Annotated in this window: 19 protein-coding genes; 14 read left to right on the top strand and 5 right to left on the bottom strand. The window is 70.8% G+C overall.

The features are described 5' to 3' along the window. Positions 1-37: 37 nt before the first annotated feature. A complete protein-coding gene (locus AB0H43_RS21115; RefSeq protein ID WP_360001421.1) occupies positions 38-763 on the top strand; it encodes a PIG-L deacetylase family protein in 726 nt (241 codons plus the stop codon). A gap of 76 nt (positions 764-839) precedes the next feature. Here AB0H43_RS21115 and AB0H43_RS21110 read toward each other — a convergent pair whose 3' ends face one another. After that, positions 840-1,595, bottom strand: a complete 756-nt coding sequence (locus AB0H43_RS21110) for a GNAT family N-acetyltransferase (RefSeq protein ID WP_360001419.1) — start codon at positions 1,593-1,595, stop codon at positions 840-842. A gap of 23 nt (positions 1,596-1,618) precedes the next feature. Between AB0H43_RS21110 and AB0H43_RS21105 the strand changes: the two genes are divergently transcribed. Genes AB0H43_RS21105 through AB0H43_RS21095 form a run of 3 tightly spaced genes read left to right on the top strand, consistent with a single transcriptional unit; the run spans position 1,619 to position 3,789 of the window. Next, positions 1,619-1,846 carry a hypothetical protein gene (locus AB0H43_RS21105; RefSeq protein WP_360001417.1) on the top strand — a complete coding sequence of 76 codons (228 nt, stop codon included), beginning with the start codon at positions 1,619-1,621 and terminating at the stop codon, positions 1,844-1,846. A gap of 9 nt (positions 1,847-1,855) precedes the next feature. Further along, positions 1,856-2,683, top strand: a complete 828-nt coding sequence (locus AB0H43_RS21100) for an enoyl-CoA hydratase/isomerase family protein (protein ID WP_360001416.1) — start codon at positions 1,856-1,858, stop codon at positions 2,681-2,683. Beyond that, positions 2,680-3,789, top strand: a complete 1,110-nt coding sequence (locus tag AB0H43_RS21095; protein ID WP_360001414.1) for an MBL fold metallo-hydrolase — start codon at positions 2,680-2,682, stop codon at positions 3,787-3,789. Before AB0H43_RS21100 ends, AB0H43_RS21095 begins: the two co-directional genes overlap by 4 nt. A gap of 2 nt (positions 3,790-3,791) precedes the next feature. Here AB0H43_RS21095 and AB0H43_RS21090 read toward each other — a convergent pair whose 3' ends face one another. Continuing rightward, complete coding sequence (locus tag AB0H43_RS21090; RefSeq protein WP_360001412.1) at positions 3,792-6,170, bottom strand: glycoside hydrolase family 2 protein; 2,379 nt, start codon at positions 6,168-6,170, stop codon at positions 3,792-3,794. A gap of 49 nt (positions 6,171-6,219) precedes the next feature. Between AB0H43_RS21090 and AB0H43_RS21085 the strand changes: the two genes are divergently transcribed. Then, positions 6,220-6,993 (top strand): pentapeptide repeat-containing protein, encoded by a 774-nt coding sequence (locus AB0H43_RS21085; protein ID WP_360001410.1) that lies wholly within the window; start codon positions 6,220-6,222, stop codon positions 6,991-6,993. 131 nt (positions 6,994-7,124) lie between these two features. Here the strand turns inward: AB0H43_RS21085 and rnhA are convergent, their stop codons facing one another. Next, on the bottom strand, positions 7,125-7,583 hold the full coding sequence (gene rnhA / locus AB0H43_RS21080) for a ribonuclease HI (RefSeq protein WP_360001408.1): 459 nt from the start codon (positions 7,581-7,583) through the stop codon (positions 7,125-7,127). Between the two features lie 24 nt (positions 7,584-7,607). Further along, on the bottom strand, positions 7,608-8,018 hold the full coding sequence (locus AB0H43_RS21075) for a DUF2000 domain-containing protein (protein ID WP_360001406.1): 411 nt from the start codon (positions 8,016-8,018) through the stop codon (positions 7,608-7,610). 48 nt (positions 8,019-8,066) lie between these two features. Between AB0H43_RS21075 and AB0H43_RS21070 the strand changes: the two genes are divergently transcribed. Genes AB0H43_RS21070 through AB0H43_RS21050 form a run of 5 tightly spaced genes read left to right on the top strand, consistent with a single transcriptional unit; the run spans position 8,067 to position 11,133 of the window. Further along, complete coding sequence (locus AB0H43_RS21070) at positions 8,067-8,846, top strand: AraC family transcriptional regulator (protein ID WP_360001405.1); 780 nt, start codon at positions 8,067-8,069, stop codon at positions 8,844-8,846. Between the two features lie 31 nt (positions 8,847-8,877). Further along, entirely contained in the window at positions 8,878-9,447 is a 570-nt protein-coding gene (locus AB0H43_RS21065) for a sigma-70 family RNA polymerase sigma factor (protein ID WP_360001403.1), read from the top strand. Next, a complete protein-coding gene (locus AB0H43_RS21060; RefSeq protein ID WP_360001401.1) occupies positions 9,444-10,088 on the top strand; it encodes a hypothetical protein in 645 nt (214 codons plus the stop codon). Before AB0H43_RS21065 ends, AB0H43_RS21060 begins: the two co-directional genes overlap by 4 nt. Positions 10,089-10,139: 51 nt before the next feature. Beyond that, positions 10,140-10,583: a hypothetical protein gene (locus AB0H43_RS21055; protein WP_360001399.1), complete on the top strand. Its 444-nt coding sequence runs from the start codon at positions 10,140-10,142 to the stop codon at positions 10,581-10,583. Positions 10,584-10,632: 49 nt separating this feature from the next. After that, positions 10,633-11,133 (top strand): DUF456 domain-containing protein, encoded by a 501-nt coding sequence (locus AB0H43_RS21050; RefSeq protein WP_360001398.1) that lies wholly within the window; start codon positions 10,633-10,635, stop codon positions 11,131-11,133. On the opposite strand, the gene AB0H43_RS21045 is transcribed toward AB0H43_RS21050, so the two are convergent. Continuing rightward, positions 11,134-11,655, bottom strand: coding sequence for a hypothetical protein (locus tag AB0H43_RS21045; protein ID WP_360001396.1), 522 nt, complete (start codon positions 11,653-11,655; stop codon positions 11,134-11,136). Between the two features lie 327 nt (positions 11,656-11,982). Here AB0H43_RS21045 and AB0H43_RS21040 point away from each other — a divergent pair, with 327 nt between their 5' ends. The 4 genes from AB0H43_RS21040 to AB0H43_RS21025 all read left to right on the top strand — a co-directional run bounded on the left by AB0H43_RS21040 (position 11,983) and on the right by AB0H43_RS21025 (position 16,190). Then, complete coding sequence (locus AB0H43_RS21040; protein WP_360001394.1) at positions 11,983-12,396, top strand: DUF456 domain-containing protein; 414 nt, start codon at positions 11,983-11,985, stop codon at positions 12,394-12,396. 212 nt (positions 12,397-12,608) lie between these two features. Beyond that, on the top strand, positions 12,609-13,472 hold the full coding sequence (locus tag AB0H43_RS21035) for a S1 family peptidase (RefSeq protein WP_360001392.1): 864 nt from the start codon (positions 12,609-12,611) through the stop codon (positions 13,470-13,472). Between the two features lie 178 nt (positions 13,473-13,650). Further along, positions 13,651-14,067, top strand: a complete 417-nt coding sequence (locus AB0H43_RS21030) for a hypothetical protein (RefSeq protein WP_360001390.1) — start codon at positions 13,651-13,653, stop codon at positions 14,065-14,067. Continuing rightward, positions 14,064-16,190 carry a bifunctional polysaccharide deacetylase/glycosyltransferase family 2 protein gene (locus AB0H43_RS21025; protein WP_360001388.1) on the top strand — a complete coding sequence of 709 codons (2,127 nt, stop codon included), beginning with the start codon at positions 14,064-14,066 and terminating at the stop codon, positions 16,188-16,190. Before AB0H43_RS21030 ends, AB0H43_RS21025 begins: the two co-directional genes overlap by 4 nt. Positions 16,191-16,194 lie beyond the last annotated feature (4 nt).

The following is a 16,194-nucleotide window of genomic DNA, read 5'->3' as shown; positions in this document are numbered from 1 at the left end:
CGCTCGGCGGTGGTGGACGTCACGTTAGGCTCACGCTGTGGAGCAACTGGACCCGATGCCCGAGGACTGGACGCGCGCGCTCGCCATCGCGGCGCACCCCGACGATCTGGAGTACGGCGCGGCCGGAGCTGTCGCCCGGTGGACCGCCGTGGGAAAGGACGTCCGCTATCTGATGGTGACGCGGGGCGAGGCGGGGATCGACGGGATCACGCCCGCCGAGTGCGCTCCCCTGCGGGAGGCCGAGGAACGGGCCGGCGCCGACCTGGTCGGCGTGGAGATCGTCGAATTCCTCGACCATCGCGACGGCGTCATCGAGTACGGCGTACCGCTGCGCCGGGACCTCGCCGCGGCGATCCGCCGCCACCAGCCGGAGCTGGTGATCACCGGCAACTACCACGACAGCTGGCCGGGCGGCGGCTGGAACACCCCGGACCACCGCCACGTCGGCCGGGCCGTGCTGGACGCGGTCGCCGACGCCGGGAACCGCTGGATCTTCCCCGAGCTGACCGAGGCGGGCCTCCAGCCGTGGAACGGCGTCCGCTATGTCGCCGTCGGCGGGTCGCCTCAGCCGACCCACGCGGTCGACATCACGGGCACGCTCGATCGGGCCGTCGCCTCGCTGGAGGCGCATCGGGCGTACCTGGAAGGGCTGGGCGAGCACCCGATGGCCTCGGCCCGCGGCTTCCTGGAGTTCCTCGCCGACCAGGTCGCGCCGTCCTTCGGCGGACGGCGGGCGACCGCCTTCCAACTGCTCCGTACGTGATCATTGCGTCACCCATGCTGTTTGAACGGGCATTTCGCCGCGCGAAACAGCGTGGGTGACGCAATGATCATGCTGGTCAGTCCAGGGCGATATAGAGGCGCTTGCCGGTCGGCACGTAGCCCACGCGCTCGTAGACGCGCCAGGACTCGTCGCCCGACGCCTCCAGCCACGCGCCCTCGACGCCGCGCGCGAAGACCTCACGCGTGATCGCCGCGGTGATCGCACCGGCGATGCCGCGCCGCCGGAACGGCTCGGTGACCGCGATGCCCGCCACCTCGGCGACGCCCTCGCTCGGCGGTGACGCCTGGCCGCCGCCGACCACCAGGTCGTCGGGGCGGCTGCGGGCCATCCGCACCACGCCGCCGCGGGCGACGGTACGCCGAGAGCGGTCCACGTCGGCCGGCCCGACCTCGAAGGCGTCCCCGAAGGCGGCGCCCTGCGCCGAGATCATGCCCCAGAAGTCGGCGTCGCTGACCGGTTCGGCGACCTCGACGCCGTCCGGGGCGGGCACGTCGGCGAACGTGTCCGGCGTGCAGACCAGGTACTCGTGCCGGGCCTCCACGGTGAACTCGGCCGCGAGGAGCTGCCGCTCCAGGTCCGGGGCGGCGCTGACCACATACTCCAGGCGCGGGATGCGGTCGATCTCCCGGAACGCCGCCACCAGGGCGGCGACGTCGGCCGAGGTGATCGCCGCTCCCGGCCGGGGCGTGGCGTAGCTGATGTACTTGCTCGGACTGGTGGGATCCCAGCCGAGGACGAACGGTCCCGCCTCGACGACCTGCGGACGGGCGGAGAGTTGGGCGACGACGGAACGCTGAACGTTCATGTCCATGATCAACTTCAAGACCTCATCTGATGAGAAAGACTCTGCGGAAAAGTCGCGCACACAAGCGCGAAGAAGAGCGTTGGACCGCCGCAGATGAAGGCGCGCGCCTGAACGATCAGGCGAGGTGCGCGCGGCGGCCGCTGTGGCTCGCCGAGATCATGGACTTCATTCCCTTGGAGAAATCGGGACCGGCCCGTACGCCGATCGGGACTCAGCATGCCACCAAGATCGGCGCCGGGTCAACCCTGGTCCGCTAGCGTGATCCCATGAGGATTCCCGCGCTCCCGCCGCAGCTGCGCCTGAGCGCCGAAGGGCCGGTAGCGACCCTGGTCGTCGACCGGCCGGACCGGCTCAACGCCTTCACCCTCCAGATGTGGGCCGCGTTGCCCGAGGCGGTCGCCGCCGTCGAAGCAGACCCGGGGGTACGCGTACTGGTGATCCGAGGTCCCTCGGGCGGCCCGTTCTCCACCGGCGCGGACATCGACGAGTTCGCCACCGTACGCCGGGACCCGGCCGACGCGGCGGCGTACACCGAGGTCGTGCAGCGGGCCGAGGCGGCGGTGTCGGGGCTGTCCAAACCGGTCGTGGCGCTGATCGAGGGCTGGTGCGTCGGGGGCGGCTGCCAGCTCGCGCTCGCCTGCGACCTCCGGATCGCCGCCGACGGGGCGTCGTTCGGGATCACCCCGGCGAAGCTGGGCATCGTCTATCCCCTGACCTCGACCGCCCGGCTGGTCCACACTGTCGGCCACGCGGCCGCGCGCTTCCTGCTGATGACCGGCGAGGTCGTGGACGCCCAGCGGGCGCTCCGGATGGGACTGGCCGACGAGGTGTGCGCCCCGCACGCGGTGGAGCGGCGGGCATACGCGCTGGCCCGGATGCTGGCGGGCCGGGCGCCGATCTCGGTCGCCGGGGCCAAGGCGCTGATCGACCGGGTGCTGGCCGGGCAGGAGACGGACGACTCGTGGACCCGGGACCTCTACACCGCCTCCTACCACAGTCCTGAGTACGCCGAAGGCGTCACGGCGTTCGGCGAGCGCCGAGTCCCGGACTTCCACGAATGCGCTTGGCCCAGCCTGGGTAGGGTCGAGCCATGAGTGGTGCGCGCAAGGGCTGGGGCCTGGTCGGTCTGGCCGCCCTGGCCGGTGGAGCGGCGGTGGCCTGGTTCGGCCGGGAGGTCCCACGGGCGATGGGCGGCCGGATCTCCGGCGAGCGGCAGGACCGCGTACGCCGGTCGCCGCAGTGGCGGGACGGCCGGTTCCAGAACACGATCCCGACCCTGACGATGCCGTCGAGCACGGCGAAGATGGCGCACGACGCCTTCTTCGGCGGCCAGGTACGCCGCCCGAAGCGGGACATCCCCATCGTGGACGCCGCTCCGTCGACGGACGCCGGCGGGCTGCACATCACCTGGTACGGGCACGCCTCGACGCTGGTGGAGATCGAGGGCGCCCGGGTGCTGATCGATCCCATCTGGAGCGACCGCTGCTCGCCCTCGCAGGAGATCGGCCCCAAGCGCCTGCACCGGACGCCGATCGCGGTCGACATGCTGCCGGAGCTGGACGCGATCCTCATCTCCCACGACCACTACGACCATCTCGACATGGCCACCGTGCAGGAGCTGACCCGGTCGCAGGACGCGCCGTTCGTGGTCCCGCTCGGCGTGGGCACGCACCTGGAGGCCTGGCGCGTCCCGGCCGACCGGATCATCGAGCTGGACTGGAACGAGGAGGTGACGCTCGACCGGGTGCGTCTGGTGTGCACCGCCGCGCGGCACTTCTCCGGCCGCGGGCTCCAGCGGGACCGCACCCTGTGGGCCTCGTGGGTCGTCGAGGCGGGTGCTCGCAAGGTGTTCTACACCGGCGACTCCGGCTACTTCGACGGGTACGCCGAGATCGGCGAGCGGCACGGCCCGTTCGACGCGACGCTGATCCAGATCGGGGCGTACGGCGACGCCTGGCCGCACATCCACATGTTCCCGGAGGAGGGCGTGGCCGCCCATCTCGACGTCCGGGGCGACCTGATGATCCCGGTGCACTGGGCGACCTTCAACCTCGCCTTCCACGACTGGTCCGAACCGGTCGACCGGGTCTGGCGGGAGGCCAAGGCCCGGGGCGTACGCCTCGCCGTCCCCCGGCCGGGCGAACGGGTCGACGTCGACCTGCCGCCGCCGGTGGACGGGTGGTGGGAGGCGGCCGCCTGACGTCAGCCGAGCCGGTCGTTGACGCAGCGCAGCACCGGCGCGGCGGTCAGCGCCGCCAGCGGGGCGTCCAGCGGCAGTCCGCTGACCCGGAAGGTGAAGCTGTCGCCGGGCAGCAGCGTGACGAGCTGTTCGTCCACGGTGGCGGCCGGGTCGACCCGGTCGGCGAACAGGCACAGGTCGCGCAGGAAGGTCTCGGCGATGACCGTGACGAGCACGTCGTCCTCCACCCGCGACGCGGTCGCCTCGTACGCGGCCGGCGGGTAGGCCAGCTCCTTGTCGCGCCGGGAGAACCACCACGCGTTCCCCGCGACGAGGCACTCATCCGGCCCCGGTTCGCCCAGCGAGCCGGGGAGCGGGATCGTCACCGAACCACCTGCGGGCACCACGACGTCCACGTCGAAGGAGGCCAGCTGCTCCCCCGCGAACGACATGCGGCGTACGGGCAGCCGGAGCGCCCACTCGGCCGGCGACTCGTTGACGGCGGCCAGGACGCCGGGCTGGAAGGTCAGCAGCCGATCGGCGTAGGAGCGCCGGAGCGCGTACCAGAGCGGTTTGCGGCGCCCGTCGCCGTCGACGGCCGACCAGGAGACGACCGGCCAGCAGTCGTTGAGCTGCCAGACGATCGTGCCCATGCAGTAAGGCCGCAGCGAGCGGAACCACTCCACCCCGAGCTGGATCGCCCGCGCCTGGTTCACCTGTGTCAGGTAGTGCCAGTCGTCGAAGCCGTGCACCTCGCCGAAGTGCTCGTCCAACGCACGCTGGAGTTTGCCGTCCCCGCCGCCGGCCTTCTGGTGCGCCGCCAGCGCCGACCCGCTCAGCGCCGCCGCACGCTCCAAAGTGGAGTATGCCGCCGGCGCCTGGAAGCCGAACTCGGCCACGAACCGGGGTTTGTAGGAGCGGTAGTGCGTGTAGTCGTGGGTGTTCCACACGTCCCAGATGTGCGTCGACCCGTACGCCGGATCGTTCGGATGCCGATCGGTGGCGCCGGTGAACGGGCCACCCGAGTACGGGCTGGCCGGCCAGTACGGGCGAGTCGGGTCGAGGTCGGCGACGATCGACGGCAGCAGCTCGAAGTAGTAGCCGCTCCCCCAGGTCCGATCACCGAGGTCGGCCTGCCAGCCCCAGTCCCGCCAGCCCCAGACGTTCTCGTTGTTGCCGACCCACATCACCAGACTGGGGTGCGGCGTCAGCCGGGCGACCTGCTCCCGGGCTTCGGCCTCGACCTCGCTCCGCAGCGGCTCCTCCTCCGGGTACGCCGCGCACGCGAACAGGAAATCCTGCTCGACGAGCAACCCGAGCTCGTCGCACACGTCGTAGAAGCCCTCGGACTCGTAGATCCCGCCACCCCACACCCGGATGAGGTTGACGTTCGCCGCGCACGCGTCGGCCAGGCGATCGGCGTACCGGGAACGGTCGAGGCGGGTGACGAACGCGTCCTCCGGGATCCAGTTGACGCCCCGCACGAAGACCGGCACGTCGTTCACGACCAGGGTGAACGCGCTGCCCGAGGCGTCCGGCGTGGTGTCGAGGCGGATGTCCCGGAAACCGATCCGCCGCTGCCACACGTCCAGCTCCCGGCCGTCGGCGGCGAGCGTGACCGTGAGGTCGTGCAGCGTCGGCTCGCCGTAGCCGCGGGGCCACCACCGGGCCGGGTCCGGCACCTCCAGGCGTACAAGTCCTTGATCGGAGTCGATCAGCTGGACCTCGGCGCGGTGGCCGCCCACGGCGGCGGTCACCGTGAGCGGCGCGTCGGCCGCCCGGTCGGCGCGAACATGGACCTCGACGACGCCGACGCCGTCACGCAGCGTAACCAGCGGGCGGACCTCGGCCAACCGCGCGACCGACCAGGTCTGCAGCTCGATCGGCCGCCAGATCCCGGCGGTGACCAGCGTCGGACCCCAGTCCCAACCGAAGTTGCAGGCCATCTTGCGGACGAAGTTGAACGGCTCCGGATACGAGTTGGGCCGATCGCCGAGCTGTTCACGCAGTTCGTCGGTGTACCGGTAGACGTCGCCGAAGCGCACCTCCAGGCGGTTGGGCCCGTCGCGCAGCGCCGCACGAGCGTCGAACCGGTAGGACCGGTGCATGTTCCGGGTGTCACCCAGCGTGACGCCGTTCAGGATCACCGTCGCGACCGTGTCCAGTCCCGCGCACACCAGGTCCGCGCGCTGGTCACCGGCCTCGCTCCAGGCGAAATCCAGCTGGTACGCCCACTCGCTGCGCCCGATCCAGGCGGTCTTCGCCTCGTTCTCCCCGACGAACGGATCGTCGATGCGGCCCGCCGCGAGCAGATCCGTGTGTACGCACCCCGGCACGGTCGCCGGAACCGGCCCATCGAGCGCGTCTCCATGCATGGTCCAGGGGCCGTCGAGCGCAGTCACGCACCCACCCTAGCCCGCCCATGATCTCCGGCCCGCTACGCTGGTCGGAATGAGTTTCCGGGAGCGTCTGCACGCCGACTGCGCCTCGTGCGTCGGCCTCTGCTGCGTCGCACCCGCCTTCGCCAAGTCGGCGGACTTCGCGATCACCAAGCCGGCCGGCAAACCCTGCCCGAACCTGCGCGCCGACTCCCGCTGTGGCATCCATTCGCGGCTGCGGGAATCGGGCTTCCCCGGCTGTACGGTGTTCGACTGCTTCGGCGCCGGTCAGCGCATCACCGCGGCCTTCGGCGGCCGGAGCTGGCGGGAGGAACCCGGGATGCTCGCCGCCTTCCCGATCATGCGAGACCTGCACGAATTGCTCTACTTCCTCGCCGAAGCCCGGAGCATGCCCGCCGCCGCGCCGCTGTACGCCCAGCTCACCGCGATGTCCGACAAGATCGACGCGATCGCGTCGGGTGACGTCGCCGGCGTGGACCCGGGCGCGCTGCGGGCCGAGGCGAATCCCTTGCTGCTCGAAGCCAGCTCACTCGTACGCCGCCCGGCCGGGCCGGACCACCGGGGCGCCGCGCTGTTCGGCGCCTCACTTCGAGGTGCTTCCCTCCGGCGGGCGTCGCTGCGCGGGGCGACGCTGGTCGGGGCCGACCTCCGGCAAGCCGACCTCCGGGAAGCAGACGTCATCGGGGCGGACTTCCGCGGAGCCGACCTGCGCGGAGCCGACCTGACCGGGGCGCTCTACCTCACCCAGGCCCAGCTCGACGCCGCCCGCGGCGACGCCCGTACGCGACTCCCCGCCGCCCTCCACCACCCCGCCCACTGGACCTAACGGGGCGCTTCAGGAGCGCTCCATGATCAGGGTCAATTCTGCGTTGCCATGGCACCACGAAATTGACCATGATCAGCGGATGTCCCGCGGTGCCAACGCCCGGCTGATCAGCGGCGGCGAGGTGAGGCGGGTCAGCTGGCGCGGGACTCCGCCATGCCTCGGTTGGCGAGCGCGTCCGCCCGCTCGTTGCCCGGGTCGCCGGCGTGGCCCTTCACCCAGACCCATTCGATCTGGTGCGCCTTGACCGCCGAGTCGAGGCGCTGCCACAGGTCGGCGTTCTTCACGGGTTTCTTGTCCGAGGTCTGCCACCCGTTGCGTTTCCAGTTCGGCAGCCAGGACAGGATGCCGTTGCGCAGGTAGGAGCTGTCGGTGTGGAGGCGTACGGTCACCGGCCGGGACAGCAGTTCCAGCGCTTGGATAGCCGCCATCAGCTCCATCCGGTTGTTGGTGGTCTGGCCGCCGTCGCCGCCCCAGATCTCCTTCTCGTGGTCGCCCCAGCGCAGGATCGCTCCCCAGCCCCCGGGGCCGGGGTTGCCGCTGCAAGCGCCGTCGGTGTAGATCTCGACGATTCGCGCATTCACCTCGGCCATGGGCGAAACCTACCCGACCGCAGCTCACGGGTGGAGGGCCGCCCCCTTGAGGATCTTGTCCACAACCGACCGCGGCCCGTGCATGCCGATGCCGACCAAACGCAGCTCCTCGCGCGGCACCGCGGCGACGGCGGCCCGGTTGTCCACGTCGTTGCCGGTCTTGAAGAGGTCCTCGGTGAAGACCGTGATCGCCACACCGCGTTCCAGCGCCCGGCGGTGGGCTTGACTCATCAGCGCGGCCGAACCGGCGTAGACCAGCACCGGCTGCCGGAACATCGGCAGATACGGCGTTCCGTCTGCGTCGGCGTACGCCTCGCCGATCAGCGACGGCTCGTGCGCCGCGACACCGCTCACCAGGAACGCCGTGACGTTCAGCCGTTGCCAGGTGGCGAGTTCGTCCCGCAGCAGAACGGCGATCTTCGTGTCGAACTTCATGCCTACAGGCTGTCGGACCGCACGACGTCGGTCTTGTACGTTCTTGGCATGCAGGCGGTGTCGGCGTGGCGCCCACCGGTGCCGGGGATCGCGGAGGTCTTCCACGCCCGGTTCGAGCGGCACGCGTACCCGATGCACACGCACGAGACCTGGACGCTGCTGATCGTGGACGACGGCGCGATCCGTTACGACCTGGACCGCAGCGAGCACGGTGCGGTCGGCGCGACGGTGACGCTGCTGCCGCCGGACGTGCCGCACGACGGCCAGTCCGCGACCGAGGGCGGTTTCCGCAAACGGGTCCTCTACCTCGATCGGGCGGTCCTGGGCGACGAGCTGATCGGGGCGGCCGTCGGCCGGCCGGAGTTCGGCGATCCGCTGCTGCGGGCGCGGCTGGATCAATTGCACCGCAGCCTGTCCGGGCCGGAGACGCTGGAGGCGGAGAGCCGGCTGGCGTTCGTCGCCGAGCGGCTGCTCAGCCATCTGGGCGCGCCCGCGCCGGCGGGGCCCGCGCCCCCGAGGCTCGCGGCCGACCTGCGGGAACTGCTCGACAGCCGGGTCACGGCCGGGGTGACGCTCCAGGAGGCGTCGGCGGCGCTGTTCGCGCATCCGACCCATCTGGTACGCAGTTTCACCGGCGCGTTCGGCCTGCCGCCGCACGCGTACCTGATGGGGCGGCGGATCGCGCTGGCCCGGACGCTGCTGCTGGACGGCCGCCGGCCGGCGGAGGCGGCGATCGAGGCCGGCTTCTTCGACCAGGCGCACCTGCACCGGCACTTCGTCCGGCACGTCGGGGTCTCCCCCGGCCGTTATGCTCGCCGACGGCGGTAACCGGCAGCCGTCAGGCGGACATCTCCTAGGTATGGAACTTCACGACGCGACCGCTCGAAGGCGCTTCGAAGCTCTCTTCGACGCCCACTACGCGGAGTTGACGCGTTTCGCGACCCGTCGGGTAGGCGCCGACGCGGCAGGCGACATCGTCGCCCACACGTTCCTGATCGCCTGGCGCCGGTTCGCCGAACTACCGCCCGATCACGCCCGAGCCTGGCTCTACTCGACGGCGAGGCACGTCATCGCCAATGAACTGCGGGGGCGTACGCGCCGGGAGAAGCTGGCCGCCAAGGCGGCTACCGGCCACGACGCCGAGGGGGCGGACCCGTCGGGACTCGTCGACGAGCGACTTCGCGTACGCGCGGTGCTCGCCGAACTGTCCCCGGCCGACCAGGAAGTCCTGCGGCTCGTCGAGTGGGAGGGGCTGGACGTGGCCGAGGCGGCGCTCGTCCTGCGTTGTACGCGTACCGCGCTCAAGGTGCGGCTGCACCGTGCCCGGAAGCGGTTCGCCCAGCGGCTGCTGGCGACGGAGGAACGAGACGCCACGCCGACCCGGCGCCCCCGGTCGACCATCGTTCCCGGAGGGAGCACCACCTCATGACCGATCCCCTGGACCGGCTGCGCGCCGCCGATCCCGCCCGTACGCACACCGACCCCGATCCGCGTAGCCCACAGGCGCTCGCGCTCTTGGAGCGGATCCTCGACACACCGGCTGATCCGGCACCGGCTCATCCCGCACGCAAGCGCAGCCGGCGTCGCCTCGTCGCCGGACTGGCCGCCGTGGCCGTGGCCGCCACCGGGGCCGCCTTCTTCGTCGCCACCCCAGCGGCGGCGTTCACTGTGGACAAACGTGCCGACGGGTCGGTGGCGGTCTCGTTCCGCGCCGAACGGCTGAAGGACACGGCCAAGCTCAACGCCGAGCTCAACCGGGCTGGAGCGCGTACCGTCGTCATGCGGATGGTCTCGGCCGCCCGCTGCGCGGAGCAGCTCGACATGGATCCGGCGTTCCCGTTCCTCACCACGGCCACGCCCGAGGACCTGGAACGCTACCCGGTCACCTTCAGAGTCGCCGACGGCACCGTGATCATCACGATCCGGCCGGAGAAGATCCCGGCCGCCGACACCCTCTCCTTCGGATACGCCATGCGTTCCGACCCCGACGGGCCGACCACCATCGTCGTACCGGCGGTCGTGCGGACCCTGCCGTCGTGCATGGCGATCCCGGAGCGGCCGAACCGTTGACGGTCTCTCACGCGGATGCCGCCCCGGCATCCGCGTGAGACCCTGTCGGGCATGCAGTTGCCGCTGACGGCCTCCGGAGTGTTCCGCCGGACGCCGATCGAACGATCAGACCAGCGTGTCTCATGGGAGCGCACGGATCGGGCCTTCTTCGCCTCGGGCGCTTGCCACATCCTCGCCTGGGCGTGCCGCGAGGCGTACCCGGAGCGATCGATCGACCTGGCGGCGATGTTCCTGGCGGGCGAGGAGCATCCGCTGCACGTCTACGCCTGCTGGGACGGCTGGGCGTTCGACTCCTCGGGCTGGCATCCGGAGGCGGACCTCCTGAAGGTCAACGCGGACTTCGAGGGCCGCCCGGTGCGTCGCGTCGAAGTCTCGGTGGAGCTGGCGGAGTTCTGCCGGGCGCACATCCATCGGATGCCGCATCAGTACTGGCAGGACCCGCGTCCCCGGGCCAGCGCGTACGTGAGCCAGTTCCCGCCGCCGTGGGCAACGTGATCACGGTCGCCGCGAGCGGGGGTGGCGGGAACGTGCGAACCTGGACGGCGTGGACCTGACCGACACGCAGAGCACCCTCGTCTTCGTCTGCGCGCTGGCGATCCTGGTCGGGACGGTCGGCGTCGTCGTCCCCGTCGTGCCCGGCCTGATCCTGAGCTGGGGCGCCGTCCTCGTCTGGGCGCTGTTCTCCGACGCGGGCTGGGGACGCTGGCTGGTGCTGTTCATCGCCACCTTCGTCGCCCTGGCCGGCACCGCCGCCAAGTACGCCTGGCCCGGCCGCCGCCTCAAGCAGAGCGGCGTGCCGAACTGGTCGTTGATCGCGGGTGGCCTGCTCGGCATCGTCGGCTTCTTCGTCGTACCCGTCGTGGGGCTGCCGCTCGGGTTCGTCCTCGGCATCTTGCTCGCCGAATTGGCCCGGCTCAAGCAGATGCGAGCGGCGTGGGCCGCGACCTGGCACGCTGTGAAGGCCGTCGGCTTGTCCATGCTCATCGAGCTGAGTGCCGCCCTGGGCGTCGCCGTCGTTTGGGTGGTCGGCGTGATCGCCGCCTGATCAGCAGCTCGACCGGCTCGGCACGCCCCGGATCGTCAGGGCCAATCTGGGATCGCCCTGGTTCTGCGGCTGCACCGTACTCTGGATCGACAGCACGGCGACGGTGTCACCATACCGGCGGCAGAACCACAAGCTGCCCGGCTGTTCACCGGAGCCTGCCTGCTCGAAGCGCCAGCCCGCCGCCTCTGCCTTCGACCGAAACATCGAAGTCAGCTCGCTCTCGGAGTACGCCTGGCCGACTGCGTAGATCCGGCTGACGTCCACGAAGTCCGGTCCGCCGCTGTCCTCCCTGGTCTGCGGTTCGTGCGAGTCGCACGCCGCGGTTCTGGTGATCTCCTGAAGCAGCCGGGCATCGCTCGGCGCGGACGCCATCATGGGATCGTCGAGGTACGCGTGCAGCGCCGAACGCTGATCGGCCGGTGGCCGGCAGCCAAACCAGCCCCGCGCGATGGCTGCTCCTGTCGCGGCAGCGACGAGCACCAAGACGACACCGCCGCCGAGCCAGACTGTCCTGCGTTTCACGCGTACCTCCTTCATACTGTGTGTCACTAACGGCCAAGCTTCGTGGCTGCTCAGGCAGCCCACTTGGATTAGGGCGCGAGCGCGTATCGTGAACCTGGCGCACAGCACGTAACGGTCTCAAATAGATAACAGTATCTAGCGAGCCCACCTACGCATTGGGGTCATCGAGCGCAGCTACTCGGACAGACCCGCTCGCGGAATAGCTCGGGGTCGGCGTGACATTCCGGAATTGCAAGCAGCTCCTAACGGCTAGCAGCCGGGATCTAGGGCCGATTCGAAGAGCACGAAGTCGGTATGTGTCACAATCCCGCAACGGGTGTCCCCGTCGTGCCCGGCCTGATCCTGAGCTGGGGCGCCGTCCTCGTCTGGGCGCTGTTCTCCGACGCGGGCTGGGGACGCTGGCTGGTGCTGTTCATCGCCACCTTCGTCGCCCTGGCCGGCACCGCCGCCAAGTACGCCTGGCCCGGCCGCCGCCTCAAGCAGAGCGGTGTGCCGAACTGGTCGCTGGTGGTGGGTGGCCTGCTCGGGATCGTCGGCTTCTTCGTCGTCCCCATCGTGGGCCTGCCGCTCGGCTTCGTCGTCGGCATCCTGCTCGCCGAGTGGGCACGTCAACGCGACTTCAAGCCCGCGTGGACCGCGACCTGGCACGCCGTCAAAGCCGTCGGCCTCTCGATGCTGATCGAACTCGCCGCCGCGCTCATCATCGCCGTCACCTGGGTCGTCGGCGCCTTCGCCGCCTGACCCGCAGCGTCTGGCAAGGCGTCCTCGTCAGCTTCTGCCGCCCGAGCCCGGTCGGCTGACGATACAACGGCATCGATGTCACGCTGCGGCTGTCTCCGGCGGTGAACAGATGCGGCCTTTCGGACGAACCCCCACCCCTTGAACAGTGATCGATTGATCTAAATACTGGCCCCAGCGGGTCTACAGATCCGATCGCCTCGTGGGGAGGAAACATGAGAATCCAGCTCGACCAGGCCGCCCGGCGGCTGGCCGCGATGATCGGCGCGCTCGCGCTCGGCGTGGTCGCGATCCCGGCGGCCGCCTCGGCCGCGCCACACTTCAGCGCAGCTCAGCTGGCTTCGGCGTACGCCGCGGTCGACGCCTCGGGAGTCGACGGCATCTCCTGGTATGTCGACGAGACCTCCGGCCGCGTCGTCGTCACCGCCGACAAGTCCGTCGACGCCGCCGAACTGGCGACGCTCAAGCGGGCGGCCGGCGTCAACGCGTCGGCCCTGAAGATCGAACGTACTTCGGGCGTCTTCAGCCCGCTGCTGGCGGCCGGTGACGCGATCTACGGCGGCAGCTACCGCTGTTCGCTCGGGTTCAACGTCGTCAGCGGCAGCACCTACTACTTCCTGACCGCCGGGCACTGCGCGTCCCTGGCGAGCACGTGGTACACCAATTCGTCGCACACGACGCTGATCGGCGGCAACGTCGGCTACAGCTTCCCGGGCGACGACTACGCGCTGGTCCGCTACGACAACACCTCGTTGTCGCACTCGGGCGGCTACACCCTCGCCGACGCGTTCGTCGGGGAGTCGGTGACCCGCGACGGCTCGACCACCGGCGTGCACTCCGGCAAGGTCACCGCGCTCAACGTGTCGGTCCGCTACTCCGGCCACCCGGGCGGCAAGGTCAGCGGCCTGATCCAGACCACCGTCTGCGCCGAGGGCGGCGACTCCGGCGGCCCGCTGTACGACGGGAACAAGGCGCTGGGCCTGACCTCGGGCGGCAGCGGCAACTGCTCCACCGGCGGCACCACTTTCTTCCAGCCGGTCCGCGAAGCGGCGAACAAGTACGGCGTGACTATCCTCTGATCGACCCCGTTCGAGCCGACCCCGATCGCACCGGGGGGCCCGATCCGGCTGAACCGCCGGGCCGGGCCCCCCGGTCTCCCGGGCCACGACTGACCGTTCGGCCGATGCCTTGTCATGGATTGTGACGGGGGCGACTCGACTCGACCAGCACAGATGGCGGTGGGTAACCTCGCTGCCGATGCCCTCGCACAGTCTGCGCCCGCCCGGCGAGCCCGGCCGGGAGCACACCGACCCGAGCACCCGGCCCGTCTTCGTCGACCGGTCGGGGCGCCGCCGTCGGCTGATCACCGTGCTCGGCGCTGCTCTCGGCGTATCCCTGCTGCTGGGGCTGATCGGACTGGGCGCGAGCCTGCTGGGCGGCGGACCCGCGCAACTACCCGGGTGGCCCGGGCATGGCGGGGCCGCGGAGCCCAAGCCGTCGGTGGTGGCCGAGCCGAGCGGTGAGCCGAGTTCGAGCACCGCGACCACCCGGACGAGTGTCCCGACCGGGAGCGTCTCGCCCAGCGCGACCCCGCGGACCGCGGCGACCTCGGCGCCGCCGGGGCAGACCAACACGCATCGACCGACCGCGAAGCCGAGCCGGTCCCGCAAATGAGCGGCACCCGTCGCGCACCGGCTCGCGAGCCGCGGGCGCACTGGATCCTCCTGCTGCTGTCGCTCGTGTTCCTGCTGGCGGCGCTGGCGTTCAACGGGTACGCGCACGGCATCGCGGGCGGCGCGGAACTGCCACGGCCCATCGCCGGCGCGGCCGCCGCCCCGGAGCAGGTGCTGAACGGCGGACCCGTGCTCCGGGCGGACGACGGCAAGGTCGAGTCGCGGCGGATGCCGGCCAAGACGATCGCGTTGACCTTCGACGACGGGCCGGACCCGGAGTGGACGCCGAAGGTCCTGGACATCTTGGCGAAGTACCGGGCGCACGCGACGTTCTTCCCAATCGGCTCCCGGGTGAACGAATACCCCGACCTGGTACGCCGCATGACGGCGGAGGGTCACGAGGTCGGCTCGCACACCTTCACCCACGTGGAGATCGCCCGCGTCCCCGGCTGGCGGCGCGACCTGGAACTGGGCATGACGCGGAACGCGATCGCCGGCGCGACCGGGCGCGAGACGACCCTGTTCCGGCCGCCTTTCTCGTCGACGGCCGACGCGCTGCACGAGTACGAGGTGGCCGTCCTGCCCTCGGACGCCTTGATCGTCCTCAACGACCTGGACACCGAGGACTGGCGGCGGCCGGGCGTGGACGCGATCGTCCGGGCCGTCCAGCCGAAGGGCGCCGCCGGGGCGATCGTGCTGATGCACGACAGCGGCGGCGATCGCAGCCAGACGGTGCAGGCGCTGGACAAGCTCATCCCGGCGTTGCAGGCGAAGGGCTACAAGTTCACCACGATCTCCGAGGGGCTCGGACTGCCCGCCGCGGCGCCCGCTCCGCGCTCGGTACAACTCCGGGGCGACGTGCTGCGTACGGTGCAGACGGCGAGCGGCTTCGCGACCGAGGCGATGGGCTTCCTCATGGCCGTCGCGCTGGTGCTGGCGATCGTCCGGCTGCTCGTCCAGATCGTCGCCGCGCAACGGCACGTCCGCGTCGCCCGGCGACGGTGGCGGGAACGACCCTTCGAAGTGCTCGATCCGGTGTCGATCATCGTCCCGGCGTACAACGAAGAGGCCAACATCGCCGCGACTGTTCGCTCCCTGGTCACCAGCGACTATCCGTACCTCGAGGTCATCGTCGTCGACGACGGCTCCACCGACCGCACCGCCGACATCGTCGAAGGGCTGCGGCTGCGTGGCGTACGGGTCATCCGGCAGGCCAACGCGGGCAAGCCGGCCGCGCTGACCACCGGCATCCGGGCCGCTCGCGCGAACCTGCTGGTCCTCGTCGACGGCGACACCGTCTTCCAGCGCGACACCGTCTACAACCTCGTGCAGGGCTTCACCGACCCGCGCGTCGGGGCGATCGCCGGCAACACCAAGGTGGCCAACCGCAAGGGCCTGCTCGGCCGCTGGCAGCACCTCGAATACGTGATCGGCTTCAACCTCGACCGCCGCCTGTTCGACCTCGCCGGCTGCATGCCGACCATCCCCGGCGCGATCGGCGCCTTCCGCCGCGAAGTGCTCCAGGACGTCGCCTCCGCCGCCGGGATCGTCTCCCCCGACACGCTCGCCGAGGACACCGACCTGACCATGGCGGTCCTGCGGGCGGGCTGGCAGGTCGTCTACGCCGAGCACGCCATCGCCTGGACCGAGGCGCCGTCGTCGCTCCGCCAGCTCTGGCGCCAGCGCTACCGCTGGTGCTACGGCACGATGCAGGCGATGTGGAAGCACCGCCACGCGGTCGCCGAGCGCGGCGGCGGCGGGCGACTCGGCCGCCGGGGGCTGCCCTATCTGCTGATCTTCCAGATCGCGCTGCCGCTCGCGGCACCGGCCGTCGACATCTTCGCGGTCTACGGGTTCATCTTCCTGCCGTGGATCCAGATGCTGGTGGCCTGGTGCGGCTTGCTCGCCATCCAGATCTTCACCGCCTGGTACGCCTTACGCCTGGACCGGGAGAAGTACGGGCCGCTGTGGAGCATCGCGTTCCAGCAGATCGTGTACCGGCAGCTCATGTATCTCGTGGTGGTGCAGTCCACGGTGACCGCGTTGCTCGGCAACCGGCTGCGGTGGCAGCGCATGCAGCGTACGGGGGAGGCGGCGGCGCTGCTGAAGTCGGCGTCCCACTGAGCCG

This window comes from Hamadaea sp. NPDC050747 (genome assembly GCF_040654195.1).
Taxonomy (GTDB): domain Bacteria; phylum Actinomycetota; class Actinomycetes; order Mycobacteriales; family Micromonosporaceae; genus Hamadaea.
Note: the sequence above shows the minus strand (reverse complement) of the source record. Positions and strands in the feature narration are given on the sequence as shown.